This window comes from Pseudomonas sp. KB-10, assembly GCF_018221585.1.
GTDB classification, from domain to species: Bacteria; Pseudomonadota; Gammaproteobacteria; order Pseudomonadales; family Pseudomonadaceae; genus Aquipseudomonas; species Aquipseudomonas yangonensis.
In genome coordinates this window covers 338,642-364,184 of sequence record NZ_QYYB01000002.1, presented here as the reverse complement: position 1 = coordinate 364,184, position 25,543 = coordinate 338,642, and the positions used below count along the sequence as shown (strand labels likewise).

The following is a 25,543-nucleotide window of genomic DNA, read 5'->3' as shown; positions in this document are numbered from 1 at the left end:
AGCCGACGCAATCCGGTAAAGTGCCGCCCGAGAAAAATCCCCCTGACCCGTGAGTCAGAGTGAGCCGCCGATCTGCCCTCGGGTAGCGGCGGCCCAGCGCAGCCTGCTGCTGCCGTCTTATCGTCAACCTTTGGAGCGTTATCAAGAATGGCAAAGATCGTCGACATCAAGGGTCGTGAGGTTCTCGACTCCCGTGGCAACCCCACCGTGGAGGCCGATGTAATTCTGGAAGGTGGCATTGTCGGCAGCGCCTGCGCTCCGTCCGGCGCCTCCACCGGCTCGCGCGAGGCGCTGGAACTGCGTGACGGCGACAAGAGCCGTTACCTGGGCAAGGGCGTGCTGAAAGCCGTCGCCAACATCAACGGCCCGATTCGCGACCTGCTGCTGGGTAAGGACGCGACCGATCAGCAGGCGCTGGACCGTGCGATGATCGAACTCGACGGTACCGAGAACAAGGCCAAGCTGGGCGCCAACGCCATCCTCGCCGTGTCCCTGGCTGCTGCCAAGGCCGCCGCTCAGGCCAAGGGCGTGCCGCTGTACGCGCACATCGCCGATCTGAACGGCACCCCGGGCGTCTACTCCATGCCGGTGCCGATGATGAATATCATCAACGGCGGCGAGCATGCCGATAACAACGTCGACATCCAGGAGTTCATGGTCCAGCCGGTCGGCGCCAAGAATTTCGCCGATGCCCTGCGCATGGGCGCCGAAATCTTCCACCACCTCAAAGCCGTACTGAAGGCCCGTGGCCTGAACACTGCGGTGGGTGACGAAGGCGGCTTCGCGCCGAACCTGGCCTCCAACGAAGACGCCCTGGCCGCCATCGCCGAAGCTGTTGCCAATGCCGGCTACAAGCTGGGTGATGACGTGACTCTGGCGCTGGACTGCGCCTCCAGCGAATTCTTCAAGGACGGCAAGTACGACCTGGAAGGCGAGGGCAAGGTCTTCGACGCCGCCGGTTTCGCCGACTACCTGGCTGGCCTGACCCAGCGCTACCCGATCATCTCCATCGAAGACGGCATGGACGAGTCCGACTGGGCTGGCTGGAAGGTGCTGACCGACAAGATTGGCGCCAAGGTGCAGTTGGTTGGCGATGACCTGTTCGTCACCAACACCAAGATCCTTAAGCGCGGTATCGACGAGAAGATCGGCAATTCGATCCTGATCAAGTTCAACCAGATCGGCTCGCTGACCGAGACCCTGGAGGCCATCCAGATGGCCAAGGCAGCCGGCTTCACCGCGGTGATCTCGCACCGCAGCGGCGAAACCGAAGACAGCACCATCGCCGACCTGGCCGTGGGTACCGCCGCGGGTCAGATCAAGACCGGTTCGCTGTGCCGCTCCGACCGCGTTTCCAAGTACAACCAGCTGCTGCGCATCGAAGAGCAGCTGGGCGGCAAGGCTCCCTACAAGGGCCGCGCCGAGTTCCGCGGCTGATCACTGCGTGGTAGAAAAGGGCGACGCAAGTCGCCCTTTTTTGTGGTGGCTTAGCGCTGGTGCGGCATGTAGGAGCGAATTTATCCGCGAATTTTCGCGGCTGAAGCCGCTCCTACACGGGCTGTGCCATTGCTGATATGACCTTTTTCGTCGACGCTTCGTCGATCTTTGGGAACCATTGCACGGATGCAGGTACAGAAACCCCATGTCACTCATCAGTCGGCTTCTTTTCAAGCATGAACGCAGCCCCTACCATGCCGATGACTCAATCTGCGAGCCGCTCCATGCGTAGTCCGTACTGGCTGTTCATCGTGCTGATCCTGCTGCTTGCCGGTCTGCAGTATCGTCTGTGGGTCGGCGAGGGCAGTCTTGCCCAGGTAAGCCGCCTGCAGCAGCAGATCGCCGAGCAACAAGGCGAGAACGAGCGTCTGTTGGAGCGTAACCGCATCCTCGAGGCCGAGGTGATGGAGCTCAAGCGCGGTATGGAGACCGTTGAAGAGCGTGCACGGCAGGAGCTTGGCATGCTCAAAGAGGGTGAGACCCTCTACCTGCTGACCGAATGACAGTCCCATTCTGGCTGGTGATTCCAGCAGCTGGCGTCGGTGCACGAATGGCCGCCGACCGTCCCAAGCAGTACCTGCAGATTGCCGGTCGCAGCATTCTCGAACACAGCCTGCATTGCTTTCTCGATCATCCTGGCTTGCTGGGCGCTATGGTGTGCGTGGCGGTGGACGATCCGTTCTGGCCGCAGCTCCCGGTTGCCAACGATCCGCGTGTGCGTCGCGCACCCGGCGGGCGCGAGCGGGCCGATTCGGTACTGGCCGGGTTGCAGACGCTGCTTGCCGAGGGCGCAGGTGCCGAGGACTGGGTGCTGGTGCATGACGCCGCTCGCCCCAATCTTGCCAGGCAGGACTTGGACCGTTTGCTGGCAGAGTTGGCCGATGATCCGGTGGGCGGCTTGCTGGCCGTGCCGGCACGCGATACGCTCAAACGTGCCAGTGCCGACGGGCGAGTGGCGCAGACCGTGGATCGCAGTGTGATCTGGCAGGCCTATACGCCGCAGATGTTCCTCCTGGGGGCATTGCATGGCGCGCTGAGTCAGGCTCTGCAGGCGCAGGTGGCGATTACCGATGAGGCCTCTGCCATGGAGTGGGCGGGGCAGGCGCCGCGTCTGATCGAAGGCCGGGCGGACAACCTCAAAGTCACCCGCCCGGAAGACCTGCACTATCTGCAGTCACTGTGGCCACGCGGCCATTGATTGCATCAGTGCGTCCAGTTTTTCGCGTCCTTGCCCAGGTTGCGATCCAGCGCGTTGGTCAGCTTGTTCATGGCGCCGTCGATGGCCTGATGCATTTCCTCCGCATCGTGGGATACCGTCAGCGGGTCACGTCCTTTCATCCGAGCCTCGACCTTGCAGCGCTTGTCCTGGGGGCCGCTCTTGAGCGCGTTCTCGTCGGAAAGGTGGACTTCGATCCGGGTGAGGTGGTCCTCGTAGCGTTGGAGTTTGCTGCGCACTCGACTGCTGATGTCTTCCTTGAAGGCCATCGACGAGGCGACGTGCTTACCGCTGTTGACCAGAACCTGCATAACCATGTCCTCATGCTGCTGAATTCGTGAGGCCCCGTTTGCCGGGGACATTGGTTGTGACGCGGTCGCCTCGTCCAAGTTTCGCCGCAGCTTGTGACATTCCATGACGGTTCAGCTGAGCGACAAGGTTGTTGCAGGGCTCAGGCAGGGGCGGCGTACTCGGCGCATTGACTCAGCCCCAGGCGCAACGAGTCGATCAGCTGGCGGATCTTGGGTGAGAGATGGCGTTGCTGCGGATAGAGCGCCCAGACCGCGGTATTCGGTGGACGGTGCTGTTCCAGCAGAGAGATCAGCCGCCCGCTGCGCAGGTGTTCCAGGACGTAGTAGTCCGGTAGCTGGCACAAACCGAACCCACGCAGCGCGGCGTCGAGCACCGCCTGACCGCTGTTGCAGCGCCAGTTGCCTTGTACCCGCACCTGGGTTTCCCGGCCGCTCTCGGCAAAGCTCCAGTGATCGCTGCTGCCGATCAGGCAGTTATGCCGGGCCAGTTCTGACAGCGAGTGTGGCCGGCCATAGCGCTGCAGGTATTCGGGCGCGGCGCACAGGTACATTTCCCGAGGTGCCAGGCGTGCTGCCATCAGCCGCGAGTCCTGCAGACGCCCCAGGCGGATGGCCAGATCGAGACCTTCGTGCAGCAGGTCCAACTGGCGGTTGGACAGCTCGATCTCCACCCGCAGCTGCGGGTGGCGGGCCATGAAGTCATTCACCAGCGGCACGATGAAGCGCTCGCCATAGGCCACCGCGCAGGTCATGCGCAGCAGCCCCTTGGGCTCCGCCCCAAGGTCGCCGATCGCCCGCAGTGCCTCTTCGCGCGCATCCTGCAGGCGCTGGCAATGCTGCAGGAACAGCTGACCGGCCTCGGTCAGGGCTACGCGGCGCGTGCTGCGGTAGAACAGGCGACTCTGCAGGCGATCCTCCAGGCGCGCCACCTGGCGGCTGACCTGCGAGGTGGACAGCCCCAGTCGTTCCGCGGCGGCACTGAACTGGCCGCATTCTGCGACGGCGACGAACTCGTCGAGTCCTTCCCAGCGACTCATGGTTTGCTCCAGTGTCGTTGACGGATGAGTATATTATCCCTGTGTGGCAATAATGTTTTGATATCTGTTGAATTATCTCTTCTTTCCGTTGTTTTAGACTGCTCGGCACTTTCGCAACGCTCAGGAGAGCTTTCATGATCAAGTCCCGTGCTGCCGTCGCTTTCGCGCCCAACGAGCCGCTGAAGATCGTCGAGATCGATGTCGAGCCGCCAAAGGCCGGTGAAGTGCTGGTGCGCATCGTCGCCACCGGCGTTTGCCATACCGATGCCTACACCCTGTCCGGTCAGGACTCCGAAGGCGTATTCCCCTGCGTGCTGGGCCACGAGGGTGGTGGCATCGTCGAGGCGGTGGGCGAGGGCGTGACCTCGGTGAAGGTCGGCGACCATGTGATCCCGCTGTACACTGCCGAGTGCGGTGAGTGCAAATTCTGCAAATCGCAGAAAACCAATCTGTGCAGCTCGGTGCGTGCCACCCAGGGCAAGGGCCTGATGCCCGACGGCACCACCCGTTTCAGCTACAACGGTGAGCCGATCTACCACTACATGGGCTGCTCGACCTTCTCCGAATACACCGTACTGCCGGAAGTCTCGGTTGCGGTGATCCCGAAGGAAGCGCCGCTGGACAAGGTCTGCCTGCTCGGTTGCGGCGTGACCACCGGTATCGGTGCCGTACTCAACACCGCCAAGGTCACCGAGGGCTCCACCGTGGCCATCTTCGGTCTGGGTGGCATCGGTCTGGCGGCAATCATCGGCGCCAAGATGGCCAAGGCCTCGCGCGTCATCGGTATCGACATCAACCCGGCCAAGGAGGCCGTGGCGCGTGAGCTGGGCATCACCGACTTCGTCAACCCGAAGGAGCACAGCAAGCCAATCCAGGAAGTCATCGTCGAGATGACCGACGGTGGCGTCGATTACAGCTTCGAGTGCATCGGCAACGTGCAACTGATGCGCGCTGCGCTGGAGTGCTGCCACAAGGGTTGGGGCGAGTCGACCATCATCGGCGTGGCGCCAGCCGGTGCCGAGATCAGCACCCGTCCGTTCCAGCTGGTCACCGGTCGCGTCTGGCGTGGCAGTGCCTTCGGTGGGGTCAAGGGCCGTAGCGAGCTGCCGGGCTATGTCGAGAAGTCGCAGAAGGGCGAGATTCCGCTGGACACCTTCATCACCCACAACATGGGGCTGGACGAGATCAACGAAGCCTTCGAGCTGATGCACGAAGGCAAGAGCATCCGTACCGTCATCCATTTCTGATGAAACGCCGTGCGGTCTCTTGGCCGCACGGATTCTCGCGGGGTGCGCTGTGCGCACCGCAACCCCTTGGTGCGCATGGCGTACCCTACGGAGCGGCTCATGACCCTCGAAATCGTTTCCAGCAACAAGAGCTTTGGCGGCTGGCACAAGCGCTATCGCCATCGTTCCAGCAGCCTGAACTGCGACATGGTGTTCGCCGTCTATCTGCCGCCGCAGGCGGAGCAGGGTGCCAAGCTGCCGGTGCTGTACTGGCTGAGTGGCCTGACCTGTACCGATGAGAATTTCATGCAGAAAGCCGGCGCTCAACGCATGGCGGCCGAGCTTGGCTTGATCATCGTCGCGCCGGACACCAGCCCGCGTGGCGAAGGTGTGGCCGACGATGCCAATGGCGCCTATGACTTCGGCCTCGGCGCCGGCTTCTATGTCAACGCGACGCAGGAACCCTTCGCCCGTCACTACCGCATGTACGACTACGTGGTGCAGGAACTGCCGACATTGATCGAGGCCAACTTCCCGGTTTCGGACAAGCGTGGCATCGCCGGCCATTCCATGGGTGGCCACGGCGCGCTGATCTGCGCGCTGAAGAACCCTGGACGCTACCAGTCGGTATCGGCGTTCTCGCCGATCAGCAATCCGATGAACTGCCCCTGGGGCGAGAAGGCGTTTTCCCTGTACCTGGGTGAAGAGCGCTCGCGCTGGCGTGAGTGGGATGCCAGCGTGCTGATCGCCGAGGCCGAGGAGAAACTGCCGATTCTGGTCGATCAGGGCGATCGCGATGATTTCCTCGAAGGCCAGCTCAAGCCACAGGCTCTGCAGGCCGCTGCCAAGGCCGCCGGCCATCCGCTGACGCTGCGCATGCAGCCTGGCTATGACCACAGCTACTATTTCATCGCCAGCTTCATCGACGAGCATCTGCGTCATCACGCAGCCGCTTTGCTCCCGGCATAACCCGGGTGAAAACCGGGGTACGAATTAGCCGGTTTTCGTCCGGGCTACGGATCAATGCGGTTAGAATCACGCCCTGACTTTTTCAGGGCGTTGTTCTTTATGCGTATCGGTCATGGCTATGACGTACACCGCTTCGGCGAAGGCGATTTCATCACCCTCGGCGGCGTGCGGATTCCCCATAAATTCGGTCTTGTCGCTCACTCCGACGGCGACGTGCTGCTGCACGCGCTGAGCGATGCCCTGCTCGGCGCGGTGGCGCTGGGCGATATTGGCAAACATTTCCCCGATACCGATCCGACCTTCAAGGGCGCCGACAGTCGTATGTTGCTGCGTCATGTAATGGGCCTGGTGCGGGCCAAGGGCTATGCGGTGGGCAATGTCGACGCCACCATCATCGCCCAGGCGCCGAAGATGGCGCCGCATATCCAGAACATGCGCGAGCGCATCGCCGAAGATCTTGGCATCGAGCTGGACCAGGTCAACGTCAAGGCCACCACCACCGAGAAACTCGGCTTCACCGGACGCGAGGAAGGTATTGCGGTGCACGCCGTGGCCTTGCTGGTCAAGGCATGAACGAGTTGCAACTACTGGGGCCGCGCGCCCATGGCGAGGCCTGCGGACGCGCCGTGCTCAAGGCTACGGCCGAGGACTTTCAGGTCGATGAAGTACTGGACATTCCGCTCACTGGCCAGGGCGAGCACCTGTGGCTGTGGGTGGAAAAACGCGGCCTGAATACCGAGGAAGCGGCGCGGCGCATAGCCCGTACCGCCGGCTTGCCGCTCAAGGCGGTCAGCTACGCCGGCCTCAAGGATCGCCAGGCGCTGACCCGCCAGTGGTTCAGCCTGCACCTGCCGGGCAAGGCCGACCCCGATCTTGCCGCCGCTCAGGGCGATGATCTGGTCATCCTGAACAGCCAGCGGCATAACCGCAAGCTGCAGCGCGGCGCCCATTCGGCCAATGGCTTCACCTTGCGCCTGACCGCGCTCGAGGTTGACTGTGATGCCCTCGAGCAGCGCCTGCAGTGTATTGCGGCGCAGGGCGTACCGAACTATTTCGGCCTGCAGCGTTTCGGCTTCGACGGCGGCAATGTCGAGCAGGCGCGCGATTTTGCCTTGCGCCAGGAGCTGCCGGTGCAGCGCAATCTGCGTTCGCGCCTGCTTTCAGCGGCACGCAGTTACCTGTTCAACCAGGTGCTGGCCAAGCGCGTGGCGGCCGGCACCTGGAACCAGGCGCAGATCGGCGATTTGCTGGCCTTCACCTGCAGTCGCAGTTTCTTCATGGCAGGCGAGGCTGAATGCCATGACCCGCGCCTGGCCATTCTCGATCTGCATCCCACCGGGCCATTGTGGGGTGACGGCGCGCTGCCGACCGGTGGTGCCACCCAGCAGTTGGAGCAAAGCGTCGCCGATGAGGCTACGCAACTGGTGCAATGGCTGGTCAAGGCGGACATGGCGCACGAACGGCGAATTCTGCGCCTCCCCATTCAGAGCCTTACGTGGCATTATCCCGAGCCCGATATTCTGCAACTTGCATTCGTCCTGCCGGCCGGGTGTTTCGCCACCGTGGTGGTGCGCGAATTGCTCGATCTGGTGCCAGCAGGGCAGACGGATACTCCATGCGAATTCTGATTTCCAACGACGACGGGGTGAACGCGCCCGGTATCGCCGCGTTGCACCAGGCGCTGGCCGACTACGCCGAATGCGTGGTGATCGCCCCTGCCGAAGACAGGAGCGGTGCCAGCAGTGCGTTGACGCTCGACCGCCCGCTGCATCCGATGGCTCTGACCAACGGTTACATCAGCCTCAACGGCACGCCGACCGATTGCGTGCATCTGGGGCTTCACGGCTTGCTCGAGCAGACACCGGACATGGTCGTTTCGGGCATCAACCTGGGCGCCAATCTGGGCGATGACGTGCTCTATTCCGGCACCGTGGCCGCGGCGCTGGAAGGTCGCTTCCTGAACAAGCCGGCGTTCGCCTTCTCGCTGCTGTCGCGTCTTCCCGATAATCTGCCGACTGCCGCCTATTTCGCCCGCAAGCTGGTCGAAGCGCACGAGCGCCTCGAGTTGCCGCCGCGTACCGTGCTCAATGTCAATGTGCCGAACCTGCCGCTCGAACATATCCGGGGTGTGCAGCTGACCCGTCTCGGTCACCGTGCGCGTGCAGCAGCCCCGGTCAAGGTGGTCAACCCACGCGGCAAGGAAGGCTACTGGATCGCGGCGGCCGGTGACGTCGAGGACGGCAGTCAGGGCACCGATTTCCATGCCGTGATGCAAGGCTATGTATCGATCACACCGCTACGGCTCGACCGCACGTTCAATGAGGCTCTCGAAACTATGGATGGCTGGTTGGAGGGCATCTTCTGATGCGTGGCCAGGACGACATGCAGCGCAGCGGGATCGGCATGACCTCGCAGCGCACCCGTGAACGATTGATTCAGCGTCTCTACGAGGAGGGGCTGTCCAACGCGCGGGTACTGGAAGTAATCCGCCGTACCCCGCGTCATCTGTTCGTCGATGAGGCGCTGGCGCACCGTGCCTATGAAGACACCGCGCTACCCATCGGCCATAACCAGACCATTTCCCAGCCATACATGGTCGGTCGCATGACCGAGCTGCTGCTGGCAGCCGGGCCGCTGGACAAGGTTCTGGAAATCGGCACCGGCTCCGGCTACCAGACCGCCGTGCTCGCGCAGTTGGTAGAACGGGTGTTTTCGGTCGAGCGCATCCAGGTGCTGCAGGATCGTGCCAAGGAGCGTCTGGCCGAACTCAAGCTGCGCAACGTGGTCTTTCGCTGGGGAGACGGTTGGGAGGGCTGGAATGCACTCGGTCCGTACAACGGCATCATCGTCACGGCCGCCGCCGCGCAGGTGCCGCAGGCCTTGCTCGATCAGCTGGCGCCAGGTGGGCGTCTGGTCATTCCGGTCGGTAGCGGCGACGTGCAGCAATTGCTGTTGATCGTGCGCGAAGAGGATGGTTTTTCCCGTCATGTGCTGGACGCGGTGCGCTTCGTGCCGCTGCTCAACGGGCCGCTGGCCTGACTGCTGTATCGCTCTGGAAGGATCCATGAAGAAATATTTCCTGCTCTACGCCAAGGGCATGGCCATGGGCGCTGCCGATGTCGTGCCCGGCGTTTCCGGCGGCACCATCGCCTTCATCAGCGGCATTTATGACCAGCTGCTGCGCTCCATCGCCGGTATTCCCGAAGCATTGCTGTTGCTGCTGCGAGGCCGCATCAAGGACGCCTGGCAGATGGCCAACGCGACCTTTCTCCTGGTGCTGTTCAGCGGCATTGTCACCAGTATCCTCACGCTCGCCCGCGTCATCACCTATTTACTGCACCATCATTCGATTCCGGTTTGGTCGTTCTTCTTCGGCCTGATTCTGGTGTCCACTTATCTGGTGGGACGCGAAATCGGGCGGTGGAACTGGAGTCGGGCGGTGAGCTTCGTGCTCGGTCTGGCTTTCGCCTACTGGATCACCGTCGCGGCGCCCATGCAGTGGGGCAGTGACCTGCCGACCCTGTTCCTGGCTGGCGCCATCGCCATCTGCGCAATGATCCTGCCAGGTATATCGGGCAGTTTCATTCTGCTGCTGCTCGGCCTCTATTCGGTCGTGCTGGGCGCGGTGAAAGACCTCAACCTGCCGGTGCTGGCGGTTTTCGCCAGTGGTTGTGTGGTGGGCCTGCTCAGTTTCGCGCGTTTGCTCAGCTGGCTGCTGTCGCGCTGGCGCGATTTCAGTCTGGCGTTTCTCAGCGGGCTGATGCTCGGCTCGCTGAACAAGGTCTGGCCCTGGAAGGAAACGCTGACCTGGCGTGTCGACAGCAAGGGCGAGCAGGTGCCGCTGTTGCAGAACAATCTGCTGCCGGGGCAGTTCGCCGGCGTCAGCGGCCAGGATCCACAGCTCTTGTTCGCCGTGGCGCTGGCAATAGGCGGTATCGTTTTGGTGCTGAGCCTGGAGTGGCTGGCACGCCGTCGGCCAATCGATAATGGCCGTACGGAATAATTGCGCCACAATAGGCGCCGTACTCGGAATCATTCAGGGAGCAGTTGGGTGAGTTGCACCGTCCTTCACGTGCTGGTCCGCGCAGTCGCAGTCTTTCGTCTGCCGCTCGCCATGCTTGCCGCCTCGGCGTTGGCCGGTTGCGTCAGTTCGCCCCCAGGTGGCGTGCAAGTGGTCGATCGCGGACAGAACCAGGGGCGCGCTCCGGTGGTGCAACGTCAGCCCGTGCGCAACGGCCATTATGTGGTGCAGCGCGGCGATACCCTGTACTCCATTGCATTTCGTTTCGGCTGGGACTGGAAGGCGCTGGCCGCGCACAACGGTCTGCGTGACCCCTACATCATCCGCGTTGGCCAGACGATCCGTTTCGACAATCGCCCGGTGGGCAGCAGTCGGCCTGCCGTTGCCTCGGCGCCGCCTGTGACCGCTTCCCCTGCGGTTACTCAGCCGGCGCAGACCCGCCCGCCAGCCGCAGTGACGGCGCCGCCTGCCACTCAGCCAGCCCGGCCACCTGTAGCCAATACACCCGCGACCACGCCTGTAACCCCGGTAAGCCGCTCTGCCAGCGGTTGGTCCTGGCCTACACAGGGGGCGGTAATCAGTCGTTTTTCCTCAAACGGTAGTTTGAATAAAGGAATTGATATCGCTGGGGAATTAGGACAGCCTGTTTTAGCTGCGTCTGATGGGTCAGTGGTGTACGCCGGGAGTGGTTTGCGGGGCTACGGCGAGTTGATCATCATCAAGCACAGCGACACCTACGTAAGTGCTTACGGTCATAACCGCAGGTTGTTGGTACGGGAGGGGCAGCAGGTCAAAGCCGGGCAAAGCATTGCCGAAATGGGGTCTACAGGGGCCGACCGGGTGAAGCTGCACTTCGAGATTCGCCGCCAAGGTAAACCTGTCGATCCGCTGCAATATCTGCCACGTCGTTGACCCGTCGCTGACCCGTTCCATCACGTAGGAGGGACGGGCTCAGGTGTGGCCAGGACGGTTCCGCCAGAGTCTGTTGTCGAACTCAGCTAAGGACAACAACAATGGCTCTCATCAAAAAAGAAGCGCCGGAGTTTGACGTCGACGATGAACTGCTCCTGATGGAGCCGGGCATCGTGTTCGGCGAGGTTCAGGGCGATGACGTGGAAGCACCGGTCACGCGTACCAAGGCCAAGAGCGCCGCACCTTCCAGGCAGCACAAGTACATCGACTACACCCGGGCGCTGGACGCCACTCAGCTTTATCTCAACGAAATCGGCTTCTCTCCCTTGCTCACTCCCGAAGAGGAAGTGCACTTCGCGCGCTTGGCGCAGAAGGGCGATCCTGCCGGGCGCAAGCGCATGATCGAGAGTAATCTGCGTCTGGTCGTCAAGATTGCCCGGCGTTACGTCAACCGCGGTCTTTCTCTGCTCGACCTGATTGAGGAGGGTAACCTGGGCCTGATTCGCGCCGTAGAGAAGTTCGATCCGGAGCGGGGGTTCCGGTTCTCGACTTATGCGACCTGGTGGATTCGCCAGACCATCGAACGCGCAATCATGAATCAGACGCGAACCATCCGCCTGCCGATTCATGTGGTCAAGGAGCTCAACGTCTACCTGCGTGCGGCGCGTGAGCTGACCCAGAAGCTCGACCATGAGCCTTCCGCGGAAGAAATTGCCAACCTGCTGGAAAAACCGGTGGGTGAGGTCAAGCGCATGCTTGGCCTCAACGAGCGTGTGTCCTCGGTGGACGTCTCGCTCGGTCCGGATTCGGACAAGACGCTGCTGGACACCCTGACCGATGATCGTCCGACCGATCCCTGCGAGTTGCTGCAGGACGATGACCTGTCGCAGAGCATAGATCAGTGGCTGTCCGACTTGACCGAAAAGCAGCGCGAGGTCGTTGTGCGCCGTTTCGGTCTGCGCGGGCATGAGAGCTGTACGCTGGAGGAAGTAGGGCAGGAGATCGGTCTGACGCGCGAGCGTGTGCGGCAGATTCAGGTCGAAGCGCTCAAGCGTCTGCGCGAAATTCTGGAGAAGAACGGCCTGTCCAGTGACGCCTTGTTCCAGTGAACCTCAGCTTCGACCAAGAACCCGGCTTCGGCCGGGTTTTTCGTGCGAGGCCATGTAAGTCATCGCTTACAAGTGGTGTCAGCCTTTGTGCTGATTTGGCTGGGATGCAATGGAAGAGAGTTATTAAGCCTTTGTTTTTTAAGCTTTTTTATTTTTACTGAACATTCTGGCTGGGCGTTATGCCGGCTTGTGCGCGAGCCTGGAACGGCTAACATCACACCTGTGCTCAGGGACAAGCACAGATCATCAGGATGATGATCAGGAACATCGCAAGACGCGATCCATCAGGATGATGAGTTGGGAAACAAAGGGACTAGGGAATAAAAGAGGGCGGCGCAAGCCGCCCCTTTTTTTTGCCTGCTTGTTCTGTTCAACCCTGATCGCCAAAGGCGTTTGCGTAGAAAACAAAAGACCCGCACTTGGCGGGTCTTTGTGTTTCCAGGCGAACTCAGCGCTCCAGATACTGCAGCTTGTCCTTCACGCCATCCCATTCCTCGGCGTCCGGCAGCGAGTCCTTCTTCTCGGTAATGTTCGGCCAGACTTCGGCCAGATCGGCGTTCAGCTCGATATATTCCTGCATGTCCTCAGGCACTTCGTCCTCGGAGAAGATCGCCTGAGCCGGGCACTCGGGTTCGCACAGGGCGCAGTCGATGCACTCGTCCGGGTGAATCACCAGGAAATTCGGGCCTTCATAGAAGCAGTCAACCGGGCAGACTTCCACGCAGTCGGTGTATTTGCATTTGACGCAGTTGTCGGTAACGACGAAGGTCATGTCTGATTCTCTCCTCGGGCGGCGGCCTGGGCTCTTTCTGCGAAGGGCTGTCAGGCGCTCTGTCTGTGGCCGCGGCTCAGGCTGTAAACCGGGCGGTCGTAAAAATTGCGCGCGATTCTAGCAGTTTGTTCTATAGAGCGTTAGATCTGCGTCTTCCATGTATATAACAGTTCCAGTGCCTTGCGTGGTGTCAGATCATCCGGATTGATCTTGCCCAATTGCTCCAGCAATGGGTGCGGCACGCTGGCGAACAGATCACTTTGCATCGGCACCTGCGGCTGGCCGGGCTCCTGGCGCGGCAGGTCGTGCGGCAGGCTGGTGGCTTCCAGGCGCGCCAGGTGCTCGCGCGCGCGGCTGATCACGCTGCCTGGCACGCCGGCCAGTTGCGCCACCGCCAAGCCGTAGCTCTGGCTCGCCGGTCCGGGCTGCACATGATGGAGGAAAACGATGCGTTCGTTGTGTTCGGTGGCCGAGAGGTGAACGTTGGCCACCACTGGCTCACTTTCCGGCAATACCGTCAGTTCGAAGTAGTGGGTGGCGAACAGGGTGAAGGCACGCAGGCGCGCCAGGTGCTCGGCCGCCGACCAGGCCAGCGACAGGCCATCGAAGGTACTGGTACCACGGCCAACTTCGTCCATCAGCACCAGGCTGCGTTCGCTGGCGTTGTGCAGGATGTTGGCGGTTTCGCTCATCTCCACCATGAAGGTGGAGCGGCCGCCAGCCAGATCATCGCTCGAGCCAATACGGGTAAAGATGCGATCGACCAGCGACAGCTCGCAGGCCGCTGCCGGGACGAAGCTGCCGATATGGGCCAGCAGCACGATCAGGGCGGTCTGGCGCATGTAGGTGGACTTACCGCCCATGTTCGGCCCGGTGATGATGAGCATGCGGCGGTTGTCGTCCAGGTCCAGGTCGTTGGCCACGAAGGGGGTGGTCAGCACCTGCTCGACCACCGGGTGACGACCCTGGTCGATGCGCATGCACGGCTCGTCGACGAAGCGCGGGCGGTTCAGATCCAGATTCAACGCGCGCTCGGCCAGGTTGCTCAGTACGTCCAGTTCGGCGAGGGCCGCGGCGCTGTCCTGCAGCGGCGCGAGGTGGCCGATCAGGCGTTCGAGCAGTTCGTCATAGAGCATCTTTTCCCGCGCCAGGGCGCGGCTCTTGGCCGATAGCGCCTTGTCTTCGAATTCCTTGAGCTCCGGGGTGATGAAACGCTCGGCGCCCTTGAGCGTCTGCCTGCGGATGTAATCGGCCGGCGCCGATTCGGCCTGCTTGGTCGGCAGCTCGATGAAATAACCGTGCACACGGTTGTAGCCCACCTTGAGATTGGCCAGGCCGGTGCGGGCCTTCTCGCGTGCCTCCAGATCCATGAGGAACTGGCCGGCGTTCTCGCTCATCGCCTGCAGCTCGTCCAGCTCGGCGTCATAGCCTGTCTTCAGCACGCCGCCGTCGCGGATCACCGCCGGCGGGTTGTCGATGATGGCGCGGGCCAGCAGCTCGGCCAGCTCCGGATAGGTGGCGATGGTGCTGGCCAGCTGCTGCAGGTGCGGCGTGTCCAGCGTAACCATCGCCTGCTGCAGTTCCGGCAGCGCGGCCAGGGCATCACGCAGGCGGGCCAGGTCGCGCGGGCGGGCGTTGCGCAGGCCGATACGGGCGAGAATGCGCTCCAGGTCGCCGATTTCCTTGAGCTGCGGTTGCAGCATCTCGAAGCGATAGCCGTCGAGGAGGCAGGCGATGGCGTTCTGGCGTGCTTCCAGCACCGTGCGGTCGCGCAACGGGCGGTTCAGCCAGCGGCCCAGCAGGCGGCTGGCCATGGCGGTCTGGCAGCGGTCCATGACCGATTGCAAGGTGTTGTCGCGACCGCCGGATAGGTTGATGTCCAGCTCCAGGTTGCGGCGGCTGGCGCCGTCGAGGATCACCGTGTCGTCCAGGCGCTCGTGACGCAGGCTGCGCAGGTGGGGCAGGGCGGTGCGCTGGGTTTCCTTGGCATAGCTCAGCAGGCAGCCGGCGGCGCCGATGGCCAGGGTCAGGTTTTCGCAGCCGAAGCCTTTCAGATCCTGGGTGCCGAACTGCTGGCACAGGCTCTTGAAAGCGCTGTCGCGGTCGAAGTCCCAGGGCGCGCGGCGGCGCGAGCCCTTGCGCTTTTCCGCCGGCAAGCCCTGCGGCCAGTCATCGGGGATCAGCAGTTCGGCGGGGTTCAGGCGCTCCAGTTCTGCCAGCAGGTTCTCCCAGCCCTTGATCTCCTGCACGCTGAAGCGGCCGCTGGTGATGTCCAGTACGGCCAGGCCGAACAGGCGCTCATCGCCCAGTACCGCTGCCAGCAAGTTGTCGCGGTGCTCGTCGAGCAGCGCCTCGTCGCTGATGGTACCGGGGGTGATGATGCGCACCACCTGGCGCTCCACCGGGCCCTTGCTGGTAGCCGGGTCGCCGATCTGCTCGCAGATCACCACCGACTCGCCAAGCTTGACCAGCTTGGCCAGGTAACCTTCCACCGAATGGAAGGGAATGCCGCACATGGGGATCGACTGGCCGGCCGACTGACCGCGGGCGGTCAGAGTGATGTCCAGCAGCTTGGCTGCCTTCTTCGCGTCTTCGTAGAAAATCTCGTAGAAGTCACCCATGCGATAGAACATCAACTGGTCCGGGTGCTGGTTCTTCAGCTTCCAGTATTGCTGCATCATCGGTGTGTGTGCGGAGAGATCGGTCATGCCGGGCCTTACATGCGGTGGGTGTGACTAAACGGGGAATCTTCCCATACTTCGCCTTTGCCGTGGACCCCGAAACGCTGACGCTATCGGTCGCTGCCGTGTTACGCCGGTTGGTGGTCATGACCCTTTCCCCTGCTCACGCAAGATGTGTAGGGTGGGGTGATTCGATAAGGAGGCGAAGATGGACAGAATCAGTCAGCTGGCCGAGCAACTTGGCAAGGCGTTGAAAGCACAGGGGGCACAGGTCAGCACGGCAGAATCCTGCACCGGCGGCGGTATCGCCGAGGCGATTACCCGCATACCGGGTAGCTCGGTCTGGTTCGAGGCGGGATACGTGACCTACTCCAACGCCCAGAAAACCCGGCAGCTGGATGTCTGCGCCGACCTGTTCGCCAGCGTCGGGGCGGTCAGTCAGGAGGTGGTCGAGGCCATGGTGCGCGGCGCTCAGGGTCACAGTGGCGCGCGTTATGCCGTTGCCGTCAGCGGTGTGGCGGGCCCGGATGGCGGTTCGCCGGAAAAGCCGGTCGGTACCGTCTGGCTGGCCTGGGGCGATGGCGAGCGGCTTTACAGCGTGCGCAGGCTGTTTTCCGGAAACCGCGACGAGGTGCGCCGACAAACGGTCGAGGCCGCTCTGGCGGGGCTTCTGCGCCTGTTGGCAGAGGAAAATCCTGCGATGGGGTAGGCGGGCGACTTGCCCTGTGGAATAATACTGGCTACTTATACAGTTGTTGGCGGCCGCTGAGGCCCTTGTGAATACGTGAGGATGTAATGGACGAGAACAAGAAGCGCGCGTTGGCGGCTGCCCTGGGTCAGATCGAGAAGCAGTTCGGCAAGGGCGCCGTCATGCGCATGGGCGATCATGAGCGTCAGGCGATTCCGGCCATTTCCACCGGCTCGCTGGGTCTGGATATCGCGCTGGGTATTGGCGGTTTGCCGAAAGGCCGTATCGTCGAGATCTACGGCCCCGAGTCCTCCGGTAAGACGACCCTGACTCTCTCGGTCATCGCCGAAGCGCAGAAACTGGGTGCCACCTGTGCCTTCGTCGACGCCGAGCACGCGCTGGATCCGGATTATGCCGGCAAGCTCGGCGTCAACGTCGATGATCTGCTGGTTTCGCAGCCGGATACCGGCGAGCAGGCACTGGAAATCACCGACATGCTGGTGCGCTCCAATGCCATCGACGTGATCATCGTCGACTCCGTGGCGGCACTGGTGCCCAAGGCGGAAATCGAAGGCGAAATGGGTGACATGCACGTCGGCCTCCAGGCCCGACTGATGAGCCAGGCGCTGCGCAAGATCACCGGCAACATCAAGAACGCCAACTGCCTGGTGATCTTCATCAACCAGATTCGTATGAAGATCGGCGTGATGTTCGGTAGCCCGGAAACCACCACCGGCGGTAACGCGCTGAAGTTCTACTCCTCGGTTCGTCTGGACATCCGCCGTACCGGCGCGGTGAAGGAAGGCGAAGAGGTGGTGGGCAGCGAAACCCGCGTGAAGATCGTCAAGAACAAGGTTGCCCCACCGTTCCGTCAGGCCGAATTCCAGATTCTGTATGGCAAGGGTATCTACCGTAACGGCGAGATCATCGACCTGGGCGTGCAGCAGGGCCTGATCGAGAAATCGGGCGCCTGGTACAGCTATCAGGGCAACAAGATCGGCCAGGGCAAGGCCAACGCCGCCAAGTACCTGGAAGACAATCAGGAAGTGGCCCGCGAGATCGAAGGTCAGATTCGCCAGAAACTGCTGGTCAGCAGTGCTCCGGCCAAGGCTTCCGCTGACGATCTGGCTGACGCAGAAGTCGACTTCTAAGTCGCTAACGCATGACCGTCGTACTGGATAACCCGCTCGCCGTCAGGCGAGCGGCCATGGATCTGCTGGCGCGACGTGAGCATGGGCGCGTCGAACTGACGCGCAAACTGCGCAAGCGCGGTGCCCCGGAAGAGATGATCGAAGCTACTCTGCAGCGCTTGGCAGAAGAAGGCTTGTTGTCGGAGGCCCGCTACCTGGAAAGCTTTATCGCCTATCGGGCGCGTGCCGGCTATGGTCCGCAGCGCATCCGTGACGAGCTGGGGCAGCGTGGGTTGGCGCGCAGCGATATCGATCAGGCGCTACGCGAAAGTGGCATCGACTGGTTCGAGCAATTGCGTGAAACCTGGCAGCGCAAGTTTTCCGGTCGGCTTCCTGGTGATGCTCGCGAGCGTGCCCAGCAGGGCAGGTTTCTGGTTTACCGGGGGTATTCGATGGAGATGATCGGGCGTTTGTTGCGCGGTTGCGACGACTAGCTCGTCATTCGGCAACTTCCGGTTGCGCGGTCAGCTGGCGTAGATGCTCCGGCACATCGGGAGCGCCAGCCAGGCGCAAGCCTTCGCCCAACGCTGTGGCGTCCTGGTGCTCCTTGGGAAGCATGAGAAATTCCGGTGTGCCGGCTTTCTTCAGCAGTGACAGCCTCGCGTATGGAATCGCGTTGTCCAGCAGCAGTCCCATGAAGCTTGGGTCGCTCCAGGCCGCTTCCGGCATGGCCAGCACATGATAGCGACTCTGCAGGTCATCCAGGCCTGCTTCGTTCAATCGATAGCGCACCAGATTGGCTGGCAGTTGCACGTCCAGTCCGCGTCTGCGGGCGTAGGCGATCGCGCCGGCGAAGGCTTCACCCTGCGTTTCTCCTGACCAGAAGGTGCGCGAGCCTCGCCAACTGGCCTGGCGCAGTTCGACCGGTTCGCCTGTGAGAAAGCGCGGCAATGCCAGGCTGATGGTTTTGACGAAATCCTTGTAACTGATGATGCGAACCCGCTTGCAGTGCTCGCTTGCGGCATAGTCCTCGAAGCATGCGTAGCCTGGAGCAGGAGTAGAGCAGGCGAAACCATCGATCATGCGCAGGTCGAAGGCCTGCAGTTGCTGTGTTTGCGCTTCGACGACCTGCGTGAGGGCTGCATGGGCCTGGGCCTTGTCTTCCTGTACCGGGCCGGAGAGTGCGCCGCGCGGCAGGTTGACCAGCAGTTGCAGTTGCGGGCCGTCGTGCCAGCAGATGCTATCGACCGCAGCGGGTAGCGGCTTGAAGGGCAGGCGCAGGGCGCTCGCTCTGGCAAAAATCTGCCGTGAGCCACGGCCGAGCAGGCCCATGCGCTGAGCAAGAGCGGCCAGGCGGCTGCTAAGGGTTGAAGATTCGGACAGGCTCATGGCCGGCAGATCGCTCCTGAAGCGTCTACTGCAATGTGGCAGACGTGGACAACTGTTGCCCATAAAGCGTAGCGCGAAACATGAGCGCCAGCAGCTGTGCAGGTCTGTGGCAAAATAGCCGCATTCATTTGCGAGGGTGCCTCCATGCCCAGCTTGGTGCTGGATATTGCGTTATCGGCCGAACGATTGCAGGCCATCTACCGTGGCAATGCCAACCGGATTATGGCGCAAAGCCGTGACGGGCGCCGCGTCAGTTTGCCGGCTCACCATTTGCGGCCGTATCTGACTCACGCCGGCATCTATGGTTCCTTCGTCCTGGAGTTCAGCAACACCGGCGAGTTGCTGAGCTTACGCCCTTTGGACTGATCTGGCGCGCTTGCCTCGCGCCGATGATGCCTGCACGGCTATAATCAGCGGCTTGCCAACCCTTATCTGTCGAGCTGAGCCTGCCCATGTACTCCCTGGCCCGCGAGCTGCTGTTCAAACTGTCCCCGGAAACCTCTCATGAACTGTCCATCGATCTGATTGGTGCCGGTGGCCGGCTGGGTCTCAATGGCCTGCTGACCAAGGCGCCGACCAGCCTGCCGGTCAATGTGATGGGCTTGCAGTTCGCCAACCCGGTTGGTCTGGCGGCGGGGCTCGACAAGAATGGCGATGCCATCGATGGCTTCGCCCAGCTCGGCTTTGGCTTCGTCGAGATCGGTACCGTGACCCCGCGGCCGCAGCCGGGCAATCCCAAGCCGCGCCTGTTCCGCCTGCCCGAGGCCGAGGCGGTGATCAATCGTATGGGGTTCAACAATCACGGTGTCGATCATCTGCTGGCGCGGGCCAGGGCCGCGAAGTTCAAGGGGGTGCTGGGCATCAATATCGGCAAGAATTTCGATACGCCGGTCGAACGTGCGGTGGATGATTACCTGACCTGTCTGGACAAGGTCTACGCCCATGCCAGCTACGTCACGGTCAACGTCAGTTCGCCCAACACGCCGGGGCTGCGCAGCCTGCAGTTCGGTGATTCGCTCAAGGAGCTGCTCGAGGCGTTGCGTCGCCGTCAGGAAGACCTGACCCAGGAACACGGCAGGCGCGTACCGCTGGCGATCAAGATCGCGCCGGACATGAGCGACGAAGAAACAGCGCTGGTCGCATCGGCCCTGCTGGGTGCCGATATGGACGCGGTGATCGCCACCAACACCACCCTCAGCCGCGCAGGCGTCGAGGGGCTGGCTCATGGCGACGAGGCCGGCGGGCTTTCGGGGGCGCCGGTGCGAGACAAGAGCACGCATATCGTCAAGGTACTGGCTGGCGAGTTGTCGGGCCGTCTGCCGATCATCGCAGTCGGTGGTATTACCGAGGGCAAGCACGCAGCGGAGAAAATCGCTGCAGGGGCGAGTCTGGTGCAGATCTATTCGGGGTTCATCTACAAGGGGCCGGCGCTGATTCGCGAGGCTGTGGATGCGATTGCTGCGTTGCGTAAATAAGCTGCGTAAATAAATAGGGCTCCCGAAGGAGCCCTTGGGCTTGCGCCCGCCGCCCGGAGGGGGTCGGCATGGTGAAGTCGGGTGTGATCCTGATCAGCCGACAGCGTGAAGTTCGTTGAGTCGATGAATACCGGCGGTGCCGGTCAGCCCATCCCAATTGTCGCCACGGCCCTCACGCCAGCCATTGAGCCAGGCCTGACGAACCGAAGGTAGGGTAAAGGGGCAGAGTTCGCGGGATTTACCATTGATGCCGTATTGATAGCCGCGCAAAAAAGCTCTTTCTAACGGATCACGCTTAAGTCTTCTCATAGGGTGTTGCCCTCACTGTTGACTGTTATGTCCCGTTGGCCTTGTAGCAAGGCCGGGCAGAAATCTTTCTGCCTACGAAAGTCCGCTGCCGGCGTGGCGAACCTTCTGTGCCTTCGCCGTTGCAGCGAAAGCCTTAGGTAGTGTTCTAACGAATGCACCGATGGCTGTGAATGATCGATTTGTCATAAGGGCGTAACCTAAATGCGGGTGACGCCATAAGGAAGCTGGGCATATGTCCAGCCTCTTTCAGCCAAGCGCCGCCACAGCTGGCTATGCGCATCGATGCTTAATTTTGCGAGTGCAAATGAGAGCTCTTACTTATTCCGACGAAGGGTCGCACTGTGACCTTTTGTCACTTATTTTGAGTCGAGGTGCGCCTGCGCACCCCCTGACGCCATAGGCAGTTGAATATCCATGTCTGATCGTTACGAAATCGTGCTGACCTGTCCCAAAGGGCTAGAAGGCCTGTTGCTGGAAGAAGCGAAGGCGCTGGGCCTGGAGGAGGCGCGCGAGCAGACCGCCGCCGTCCGTGGGCATGCCGAGATTGAGGTGGCCTACCGGCTGTGCCTGTGGTCGCGGCTGGCCAATCGCGTGCTGCTGGTGCTGTCGCGCTTTTCCATGAACAACGCCGATGAGCTGTACGAAGGCGTCAAGGCGCTGGATTGGCGTGATCACCTGGAGCCGGCTGGCAGCCTGGCAGTGGAGTTCAGCGGCAATGGCTCGGGCATCGATAACACCCACTTCGGCGCGCTCAAGGTCAAGGATGCGATCGTCGACCGGCTGCGCACCGCCGGCGGCGAGCGTCCGAGCATCGACAAGCTCAACCCCGATTTGCGCGTGCATCTGCGCCTGGATCGAGGTGAGGCGGTGCTCTCTCTGGACCTTTCAGGGCACAGCCTGCACCAGCGCGGCTACCGTCTGCAGCAGGGCGCCGCGCCGTTGAAGGAAAACCTGGCTGCCGCGGTGCTGATTCGCGCCGGCTGGCCGCGTATCGCGGCCGAGGGCGGCGCGCTGGCCGACCCCATGTGCGGTGTCGGCACCTTCCTGATCGAAGCTGCGCTGATGGCCGCCGACATCGCGCCCAACCTCAAGCGCGAACGCTGGGGCTTTTCCAACTGGCTCGGCCATGTGCCGGCCATCTGGAAGAAGCTGCATGCCGAGGCCGAACAACGGGCCGCAGCCGGCCTGGCCAAGTCGCCGCTGTGGATTCGCGGTTATGAAGCCGACCCGCGCCTGATCCAGCCTGGGCGTAACAACGTAGAGCGTGCCGGTCTCTCCGACTGGGTGAAGATCTATCAGGGGGAGCTGGGCAGTTTCGAGCCGCGGCCGGACCAGAATCAGAAGGGCCTGGTGATCAGCAACCCGCCCTATGGCGAGCGCCTGGGCGACGAAGCCAGCTTGCTGTACCTCTATCAGAACCTCGGCGAGCGTCTGCGTCAGGCCTGCCTGGGCTGGGAAGCGGCGGTGTTCACCGGGGCGCCGGAGCTGGGCAAGCGCATGGGCTTGCGCAGCCACAAGCAGTATTCGTTCTGGAACGGTGCGCTGGCGTGCAAGCTGCTGCTGATCAAGGTACAGACCGAGCAGTTCGTCACCGGCGGGCGGCGTGCGCGCGAGGACGATCAACAACCGGTGAGCGAAGCACCACAGCAGGCGCGTTTGTCCGAAGGCGGCCAGATGTTCGCCAACCGCCTGCAGAAGAACCTCAAGCAACTGGGCAAGTGGGCGCGCCGCGAAGGTGTCGAGTGCTACCGGCTGTACGATGCCGACATGCCGGAATACGCCCTGGCGGTCGATCTGTATCTTGACTGGGTGCACGTGCAGGAATATGCCGCGCCGCGTTCGATCGACCCGGACAAGGCGCAGGCGCGTCTGCTCGATGCCCTGGCCGCGATCCCGCAGGCGCTGGGTGTGGTGCAGAGCCGGGTGGCGATCAAACGCCGCGAGCGCCAGACCGGCACCAAGCAGTACCAGCGTCAGGCTGCCCAGGGCCAGTTCATGGAGGTGAGCGAAGGCGGCGTCAAACTGCTGGTCAATCTCACCGACTACCTGGATACCGGCCTGTTCCTCGATCACCGTCCGCTGCGCCTGCGCATCCAGCGTGAGGCGGCCGGCAAGCGTTTCCTCAACCTGTTCTGCTACACCGCCACGGCCACCGTGCATGCGGCCAAGGGTGGGGCGCGCAGCACCACCAGCGTCGATCTGTCGAAAACCTACCTGGACTGGGCGCGGCGCAATCTCTCGCTCAACGGTTTTTCCGACAAGCATCGCCTGGAGCAGGGCGATGTGATGGCCTGGCTGGGTGAGGATCGCGGCGAGTACGACCTGATCTTCATCGACCCGCCGACCTTCTCCAACTCCAAGCGTATGGAAGGTGTGTTCGATGTGCAGCGTGACCACGTCGAGCTGCTCGACCTGGCCATGGCGCGCCTGGCCCGCGGCGGGGTGCTGTACTTCTCCAACAACTTCCGCAAGTTCCAGCTAGACGAGACTCTGGTAGCGCGTTATCAGGTCGAGGAGATCAGCGCGCAGACCCTGGATCCGGACTTCGCGCGCAATCCGAAGATCCACCGCGCCTGGCGTTTCACTGCGCGGTAGGTTGTCGGCCTGCGGTCTGGAGGCAATCGGGGGCTTGGATCCAGAAGCGCCCCCGGATTGCATCCGGGCTACGATTATTTAGCGCTTGGGCTGGTTATAGGTGTACAGCAGCACCTGATCGAGAATCGAGGTGGCTCCCCAGGGTTTGGGGTCGTTGAGGATGGCCACCACCGCCCAGTCCTGGCCATTGCTGTCGCGGCTGTAGCCGGCGATGGCGCGTACGTTGTTCAGCGTGCCGGTCTTGATGTGCGCCTCGCCCACCAGCGGTGTGCGCTGCAGACGTCGACGCATGGTGCCGTCCATCGCCACCAGCGGCATCGAGCTGCGGAATTCGGCGGCATACGGGCTGCGCCAGGCAGCCTGGAGAATCAGCGCCATCTCCCGCGCGCTGATGCGTTCGGCGCGCGACAGCCCTGAGCCATTCTCCATTACCAGCTGCGGCGCGGTGATGCCCTTGCGTGCCAGCCAGCTGCGGATCACCCGCTGTGCGGCCATGGCGTCGTCCTGATCGGCTTCGGTGCGGAACTGCGCACCTATGCTGAGGAACAACTGCCGGGCCATGGTGTTGTTGCTGTACTTGTTGATGTCACGGACGATCTCCACCACGTCGGGCGAGAAGGCGCGTACCAGCATGCGGGCTTTTTCCGGAACGCTGCCCTGGCGGTCCTTGCCGAGAATCTTGCCACCGAGCTCCTGCCAGATGCCGCGTACCGCGCCCGCTGCATAGCTGGGGTGGTCCAGCAGCGACAGGTAGGTTTGCGCGCTGCAGCCTTCGGCGAGCTGGCCGCTGACGATCAGGGTGGTGCCGTCGAACTCTTCCACTGCGTTGTAACGAATGTCCGGCCAGGATGGGCACTTGGCGGCCTTGAGCAGGCGTACCTGATTGTCGATACGCACCGAGGCGATGGGAGGGTCCATGGCGATGCTCACCTTGCCGTCTTCGGCACGGGTGATGAACCGTTGCGCCTTGAGGTTGACCAGCAGCGAGTCGGGCTTGACCAGGAAGGGCTTGTTGGCGTCGCCACCGTCGTCGTTGAAAGCCGGCAATTGCGGGGCGACGAAGAAACTGCGATCCAGCACCAGGTCGCCCTGGACCTGGCGCACGCCATTGATGCGCAGGTCGCGCAGCAGCAGCCAGAGTTTTTCCATGTTGAGTTTCGGGTCGCCACCACCCTTGAGGTAGAGGTTGCCGTGCAGCACACCGTCCTTCAGAGGGCCGTCAGCATAGAACTCGGTCTTCCACTGATGGTTCGGGCCCAGCAGTTCGAGTGCCGCGTAGGTGGTCACCAGCTTCATGGTCGAGGCCGGGTTGACCGAGACATCGGCGTTGAACTGCAGGCCGCCGGTCTGCCCGCCTAGCGGTACGGTCATCACGGACAGCGAGCTGTTGGCGATCTTGTTGGCCTTCAGCGCCTGCTCCACCTTGGCAGGTAGTGCGGCGCTGGCCGCATGACAGGAGAGGGCGAGGGGGAAAAGCACGGCGCTCAGCGCCAGTTGGCGAAACCGCTGAATCATCGACAGGGACCTTCCGCAATCAGGCGGGAGTAACGAGGTAGACAGACAAACGACCGTCTGGCTCGGGAAAAAGTTGCCCGCATTATGCCGCAAGAGCCGATCCTCAGTCGGCCCCGTCCGCTTAAAAACAGGCGTCGCAAACAGCTGGCGTTCAACATCCGTGAGGGCCGGCCAGGACACAAAACGGGCGCTCGGCCGGCGAAACTGCTAGAGTGCCGCGCGTTATCACCTTTGAGGATTGTTTCATGGCGACCAACCGTTCCCGCCGTCTGCGCAAGAAGCTCTGTGTCGATGAATTCCAGGAGCTGGGCTTCGAGCTGACCCTGAACTTCAAGGCCGACCTGAGCGACCAGACCCTCGACGCTTTCGTCGATCAGTTCCTCGATCAGGCCATCGCCGGTAATGGCCTGGACTACGTAGGTGGTGAGGACTACGGTCTGGTCTGCCTGGCCAAGCGTGGCTCGGTCAACGAGGAGCAGCGCGCCGCCGTCGAAGCCTGGCTGAAGGGCCGTGACGAGCTGCAGAACTACGAGATCAGCCCGCTGCTTGACGTCTGGTATCCGGAAAATCCGATCAACCAGGCCTGATAGCTATTCGGCGCCGGGTTCTCCGGCGCCGCTTGCCTGGACAGGCTTTCGGCCAACTCAGGCGACTACCAGGTTGTAGGAGCGAGCTCTGCTCGCGAACCGAG

Annotated in this window: 26 protein-coding genes; 19 read left to right on the top strand and 7 right to left on the bottom strand. The window is 62.4% G+C overall.

The features are described 5' to 3' along the window. Positions 1-147 precede the first annotated feature (147 nt). The 3 genes from eno to ispD all read left to right on the top strand — a co-directional run bounded on the left by eno (position 148) and on the right by ispD (position 2,695). The gene (eno, locus tag DXK50_RS06650; protein ID WP_003244233.1) at positions 148-1,437 is read left to right on the top strand and encodes a phosphopyruvate hydratase; all 1,290 of its coding nucleotides are present in this window, start codon (positions 148-150) and stop codon (positions 1,435-1,437) included. 284 nt (positions 1,438-1,721) lie between these two features. Further along, complete coding sequence (ftsB, locus tag DXK50_RS06645) at positions 1,722-2,000, top strand: cell division protein FtsB (protein ID WP_017363771.1); 279 nt, start codon at positions 1,722-1,724, stop codon at positions 1,998-2,000. Further along, positions 1,997-2,695: a 2-C-methyl-D-erythritol 4-phosphate cytidylyltransferase gene (gene ispD / locus DXK50_RS06640; RefSeq protein ID WP_212629750.1), complete on the top strand. Its 699-nt coding sequence runs from the start codon at positions 1,997-1,999 to the stop codon at positions 2,693-2,695. Before ftsB ends, ispD begins: the two co-directional genes overlap by 4 nt. A gap of 5 nt (positions 2,696-2,700) precedes the next feature. On the opposite strand, the gene hpf is transcribed toward ispD, so the two are convergent. Both hpf and DXK50_RS06630 read right to left on the bottom strand, forming a co-directional pair. Then, positions 2,701-3,024 (bottom strand): ribosome hibernation-promoting factor, HPF/YfiA family, encoded by a 324-nt coding sequence (gene hpf, locus DXK50_RS06635; RefSeq protein ID WP_024308893.1) that lies wholly within the window; start codon positions 3,022-3,024, stop codon positions 2,701-2,703. A gap of 140 nt (positions 3,025-3,164) precedes the next feature. Next, entirely contained in the window at positions 3,165-4,061 is an 897-nt protein-coding gene (locus tag DXK50_RS06630) for a LysR substrate-binding domain-containing protein (RefSeq protein ID WP_212629749.1), read from the bottom strand. A gap of 134 nt (positions 4,062-4,195) precedes the next feature. On the opposite strand from DXK50_RS06630, the gene DXK50_RS06625 reads away from it, so the two are divergent. The 9 genes from DXK50_RS06625 (at position 4,196) to rpoS (ending at position 12,298) form a co-directional block, all read left to right on the top strand. Further along, entirely contained in the window at positions 4,196-5,308 is a 1,113-nt protein-coding gene (locus DXK50_RS06625; RefSeq protein ID WP_212629748.1) for an S-(hydroxymethyl)glutathione dehydrogenase/class III alcohol dehydrogenase, read from the top strand. Positions 5,309-5,407: 99 nt separating this feature from the next. Then, positions 5,408-6,256, top strand: coding sequence for an S-formylglutathione hydrolase (gene fghA, locus DXK50_RS06620; RefSeq protein WP_212629747.1), 849 nt, complete (start codon positions 5,408-5,410; stop codon positions 6,254-6,256). 99 nt (positions 6,257-6,355) lie between these two features. Further along, positions 6,356-6,829, top strand: a complete 474-nt coding sequence (gene ispF, locus DXK50_RS06615; RefSeq protein WP_161867648.1) for a 2-C-methyl-D-erythritol 2,4-cyclodiphosphate synthase — start codon at positions 6,356-6,358, stop codon at positions 6,827-6,829. Continuing rightward, on the top strand, positions 6,826-7,884 hold the full coding sequence (gene truD / locus DXK50_RS06610; RefSeq protein WP_212629746.1) for a tRNA pseudouridine(13) synthase TruD: 1,059 nt from the start codon (positions 6,826-6,828) through the stop codon (positions 7,882-7,884). The genes ispF and truD overlap by 4 nt, the downstream gene beginning before the upstream one ends. Continuing rightward, on the top strand, positions 7,872-8,621 hold the full coding sequence (gene surE, locus DXK50_RS06605; RefSeq protein WP_161867650.1) for a 5'/3'-nucleotidase SurE: 750 nt from the start codon (positions 7,872-7,874) through the stop codon (positions 8,619-8,621). The genes truD and surE overlap by 13 nt, the downstream gene beginning before the upstream one ends. A 38-nt stretch (positions 8,622-8,659) precedes the next feature. Next, positions 8,660-9,295: a protein-L-isoaspartate(D-aspartate) O-methyltransferase gene (locus DXK50_RS06600; RefSeq protein ID WP_161627115.1), complete on the top strand. Its 636-nt coding sequence runs from the start codon at positions 8,660-8,662 to the stop codon at positions 9,293-9,295. Positions 9,296-9,320: 25 nt separating this feature from the next. Next, complete coding sequence (locus DXK50_RS06595; RefSeq protein ID WP_212629745.1) at positions 9,321-10,259, top strand: polyprenyl-phosphate transporter; 939 nt, start codon at positions 9,321-9,323, stop codon at positions 10,257-10,259. A 48-nt stretch (positions 10,260-10,307) separates the two neighbouring features. Beyond that, entirely contained in the window at positions 10,308-11,189 is an 882-nt protein-coding gene (locus DXK50_RS06590; RefSeq protein WP_212629744.1) for a peptidoglycan DD-metalloendopeptidase family protein, read from the top strand. 101 nt (positions 11,190-11,290) lie between these two features. Beyond that, positions 11,291-12,298, top strand: coding sequence for an RNA polymerase sigma factor RpoS (gene rpoS, locus DXK50_RS06585; RefSeq protein ID WP_161867652.1), 1,008 nt, complete (start codon positions 11,291-11,293; stop codon positions 12,296-12,298). Between the two features lie 448 nt (positions 12,299-12,746). Here rpoS and fdxA read toward each other — a convergent pair whose 3' ends face one another. Both fdxA and mutS read right to left on the bottom strand, forming a co-directional pair. Further along, positions 12,747-13,070 carry a ferredoxin FdxA gene (gene fdxA / locus DXK50_RS06580; RefSeq protein ID WP_003244255.1) on the bottom strand — a complete coding sequence of 108 codons (324 nt, stop codon included), beginning with the start codon at positions 13,068-13,070 and terminating at the stop codon, positions 12,747-12,749. A 140-nt stretch (positions 13,071-13,210) separates the two neighbouring features. Next, a complete protein-coding gene (gene mutS / locus DXK50_RS06575) occupies positions 13,211-15,778 on the bottom strand; it encodes a DNA mismatch repair protein MutS (RefSeq protein WP_212629743.1) in 2,568 nt (855 codons plus the stop codon). Positions 15,779-15,959: 181 nt separating this feature from the next. On the opposite strand from mutS, the gene DXK50_RS06570 reads away from it, so the two are divergent. The 3 genes from DXK50_RS06570 to recX all read left to right on the top strand — a co-directional run bounded on the left by DXK50_RS06570 (position 15,960) and on the right by recX (position 18,063). Next, positions 15,960-16,460 (top strand): CinA family protein, encoded by a 501-nt coding sequence (locus tag DXK50_RS06570; RefSeq protein WP_212629742.1) that lies wholly within the window; start codon positions 15,960-15,962, stop codon positions 16,458-16,460. A gap of 86 nt (positions 16,461-16,546) precedes the next feature. Beyond that, positions 16,547-17,590, top strand: a complete 1,044-nt coding sequence (gene recA / locus DXK50_RS06565; RefSeq protein WP_024308881.1) for a recombinase RecA — start codon at positions 16,547-16,549, stop codon at positions 17,588-17,590. An 11-nt stretch (positions 17,591-17,601) separates the two neighbouring features. Beyond that, the gene (recX, locus tag DXK50_RS06560; protein WP_212629741.1) at positions 17,602-18,063 is read left to right on the top strand and encodes a recombination regulator RecX; all 462 of its coding nucleotides are present in this window, start codon (positions 17,602-17,604) and stop codon (positions 18,061-18,063) included. Between the two features lie 4 nt (positions 18,064-18,067). On the opposite strand, the gene DXK50_RS06555 is transcribed toward recX, so the two are convergent. Beyond that, on the bottom strand, positions 18,068-18,958 hold the full coding sequence (locus tag DXK50_RS06555; protein ID WP_212629740.1) for a DUF6685 family protein: 891 nt from the start codon (positions 18,956-18,958) through the stop codon (positions 18,068-18,070). A gap of 144 nt (positions 18,959-19,102) precedes the next feature. Here DXK50_RS06555 and DXK50_RS06550 point away from each other — a divergent pair, with 144 nt between their 5' ends. After that, positions 19,103-19,324 (top strand): DUF2835 domain-containing protein, encoded by a 222-nt coding sequence (locus DXK50_RS06550; protein WP_161867657.1) that lies wholly within the window; start codon positions 19,103-19,105, stop codon positions 19,322-19,324. 86 nt (positions 19,325-19,410) lie between these two features. Then, positions 19,411-20,433 (top strand): quinone-dependent dihydroorotate dehydrogenase, encoded by a 1,023-nt coding sequence (locus DXK50_RS06545; RefSeq protein ID WP_212629739.1) that lies wholly within the window; start codon positions 19,411-19,413, stop codon positions 20,431-20,433. Between the two features lie 93 nt (positions 20,434-20,526). Here the strand turns inward: DXK50_RS06545 and rmf are convergent, their stop codons facing one another. Beyond that, the gene (gene rmf / locus DXK50_RS06540) at positions 20,527-20,742 is read right to left on the bottom strand and encodes a ribosome modulation factor (protein WP_003244273.1); all 216 of its coding nucleotides are present in this window, start codon (positions 20,740-20,742) and stop codon (positions 20,527-20,529) included. 414 nt (positions 20,743-21,156) lie between these two features. On the opposite strand from rmf, the gene rlmKL reads away from it, so the two are divergent. Then, on the top strand, positions 21,157-23,337 hold the full coding sequence (rlmKL, locus tag DXK50_RS06535; RefSeq protein WP_212629738.1) for a bifunctional 23S rRNA (guanine(2069)-N(7))-methyltransferase RlmK/23S rRNA (guanine(2445)-N(2))-methyltransferase RlmL: 2,181 nt from the start codon (positions 21,157-21,159) through the stop codon (positions 23,335-23,337). Positions 23,338-23,415: 78 nt separating this feature from the next. Here rlmKL and dacB read toward each other — a convergent pair whose 3' ends face one another. After that, positions 23,416-24,852 (bottom strand): D-alanyl-D-alanine carboxypeptidase/D-alanyl-D-alanine endopeptidase, encoded by a 1,437-nt coding sequence (gene dacB / locus DXK50_RS06530; protein WP_161867660.1) that lies wholly within the window; start codon positions 24,850-24,852, stop codon positions 23,416-23,418. A gap of 245 nt (positions 24,853-25,097) precedes the next feature. On the opposite strand from dacB, the gene DXK50_RS06525 reads away from it, so the two are divergent. After that, entirely contained in the window at positions 25,098-25,439 is a 342-nt protein-coding gene (locus DXK50_RS06525; protein ID WP_024308874.1) for a YggL family protein, read from the top strand. Positions 25,440-25,543 lie beyond the last annotated feature (104 nt).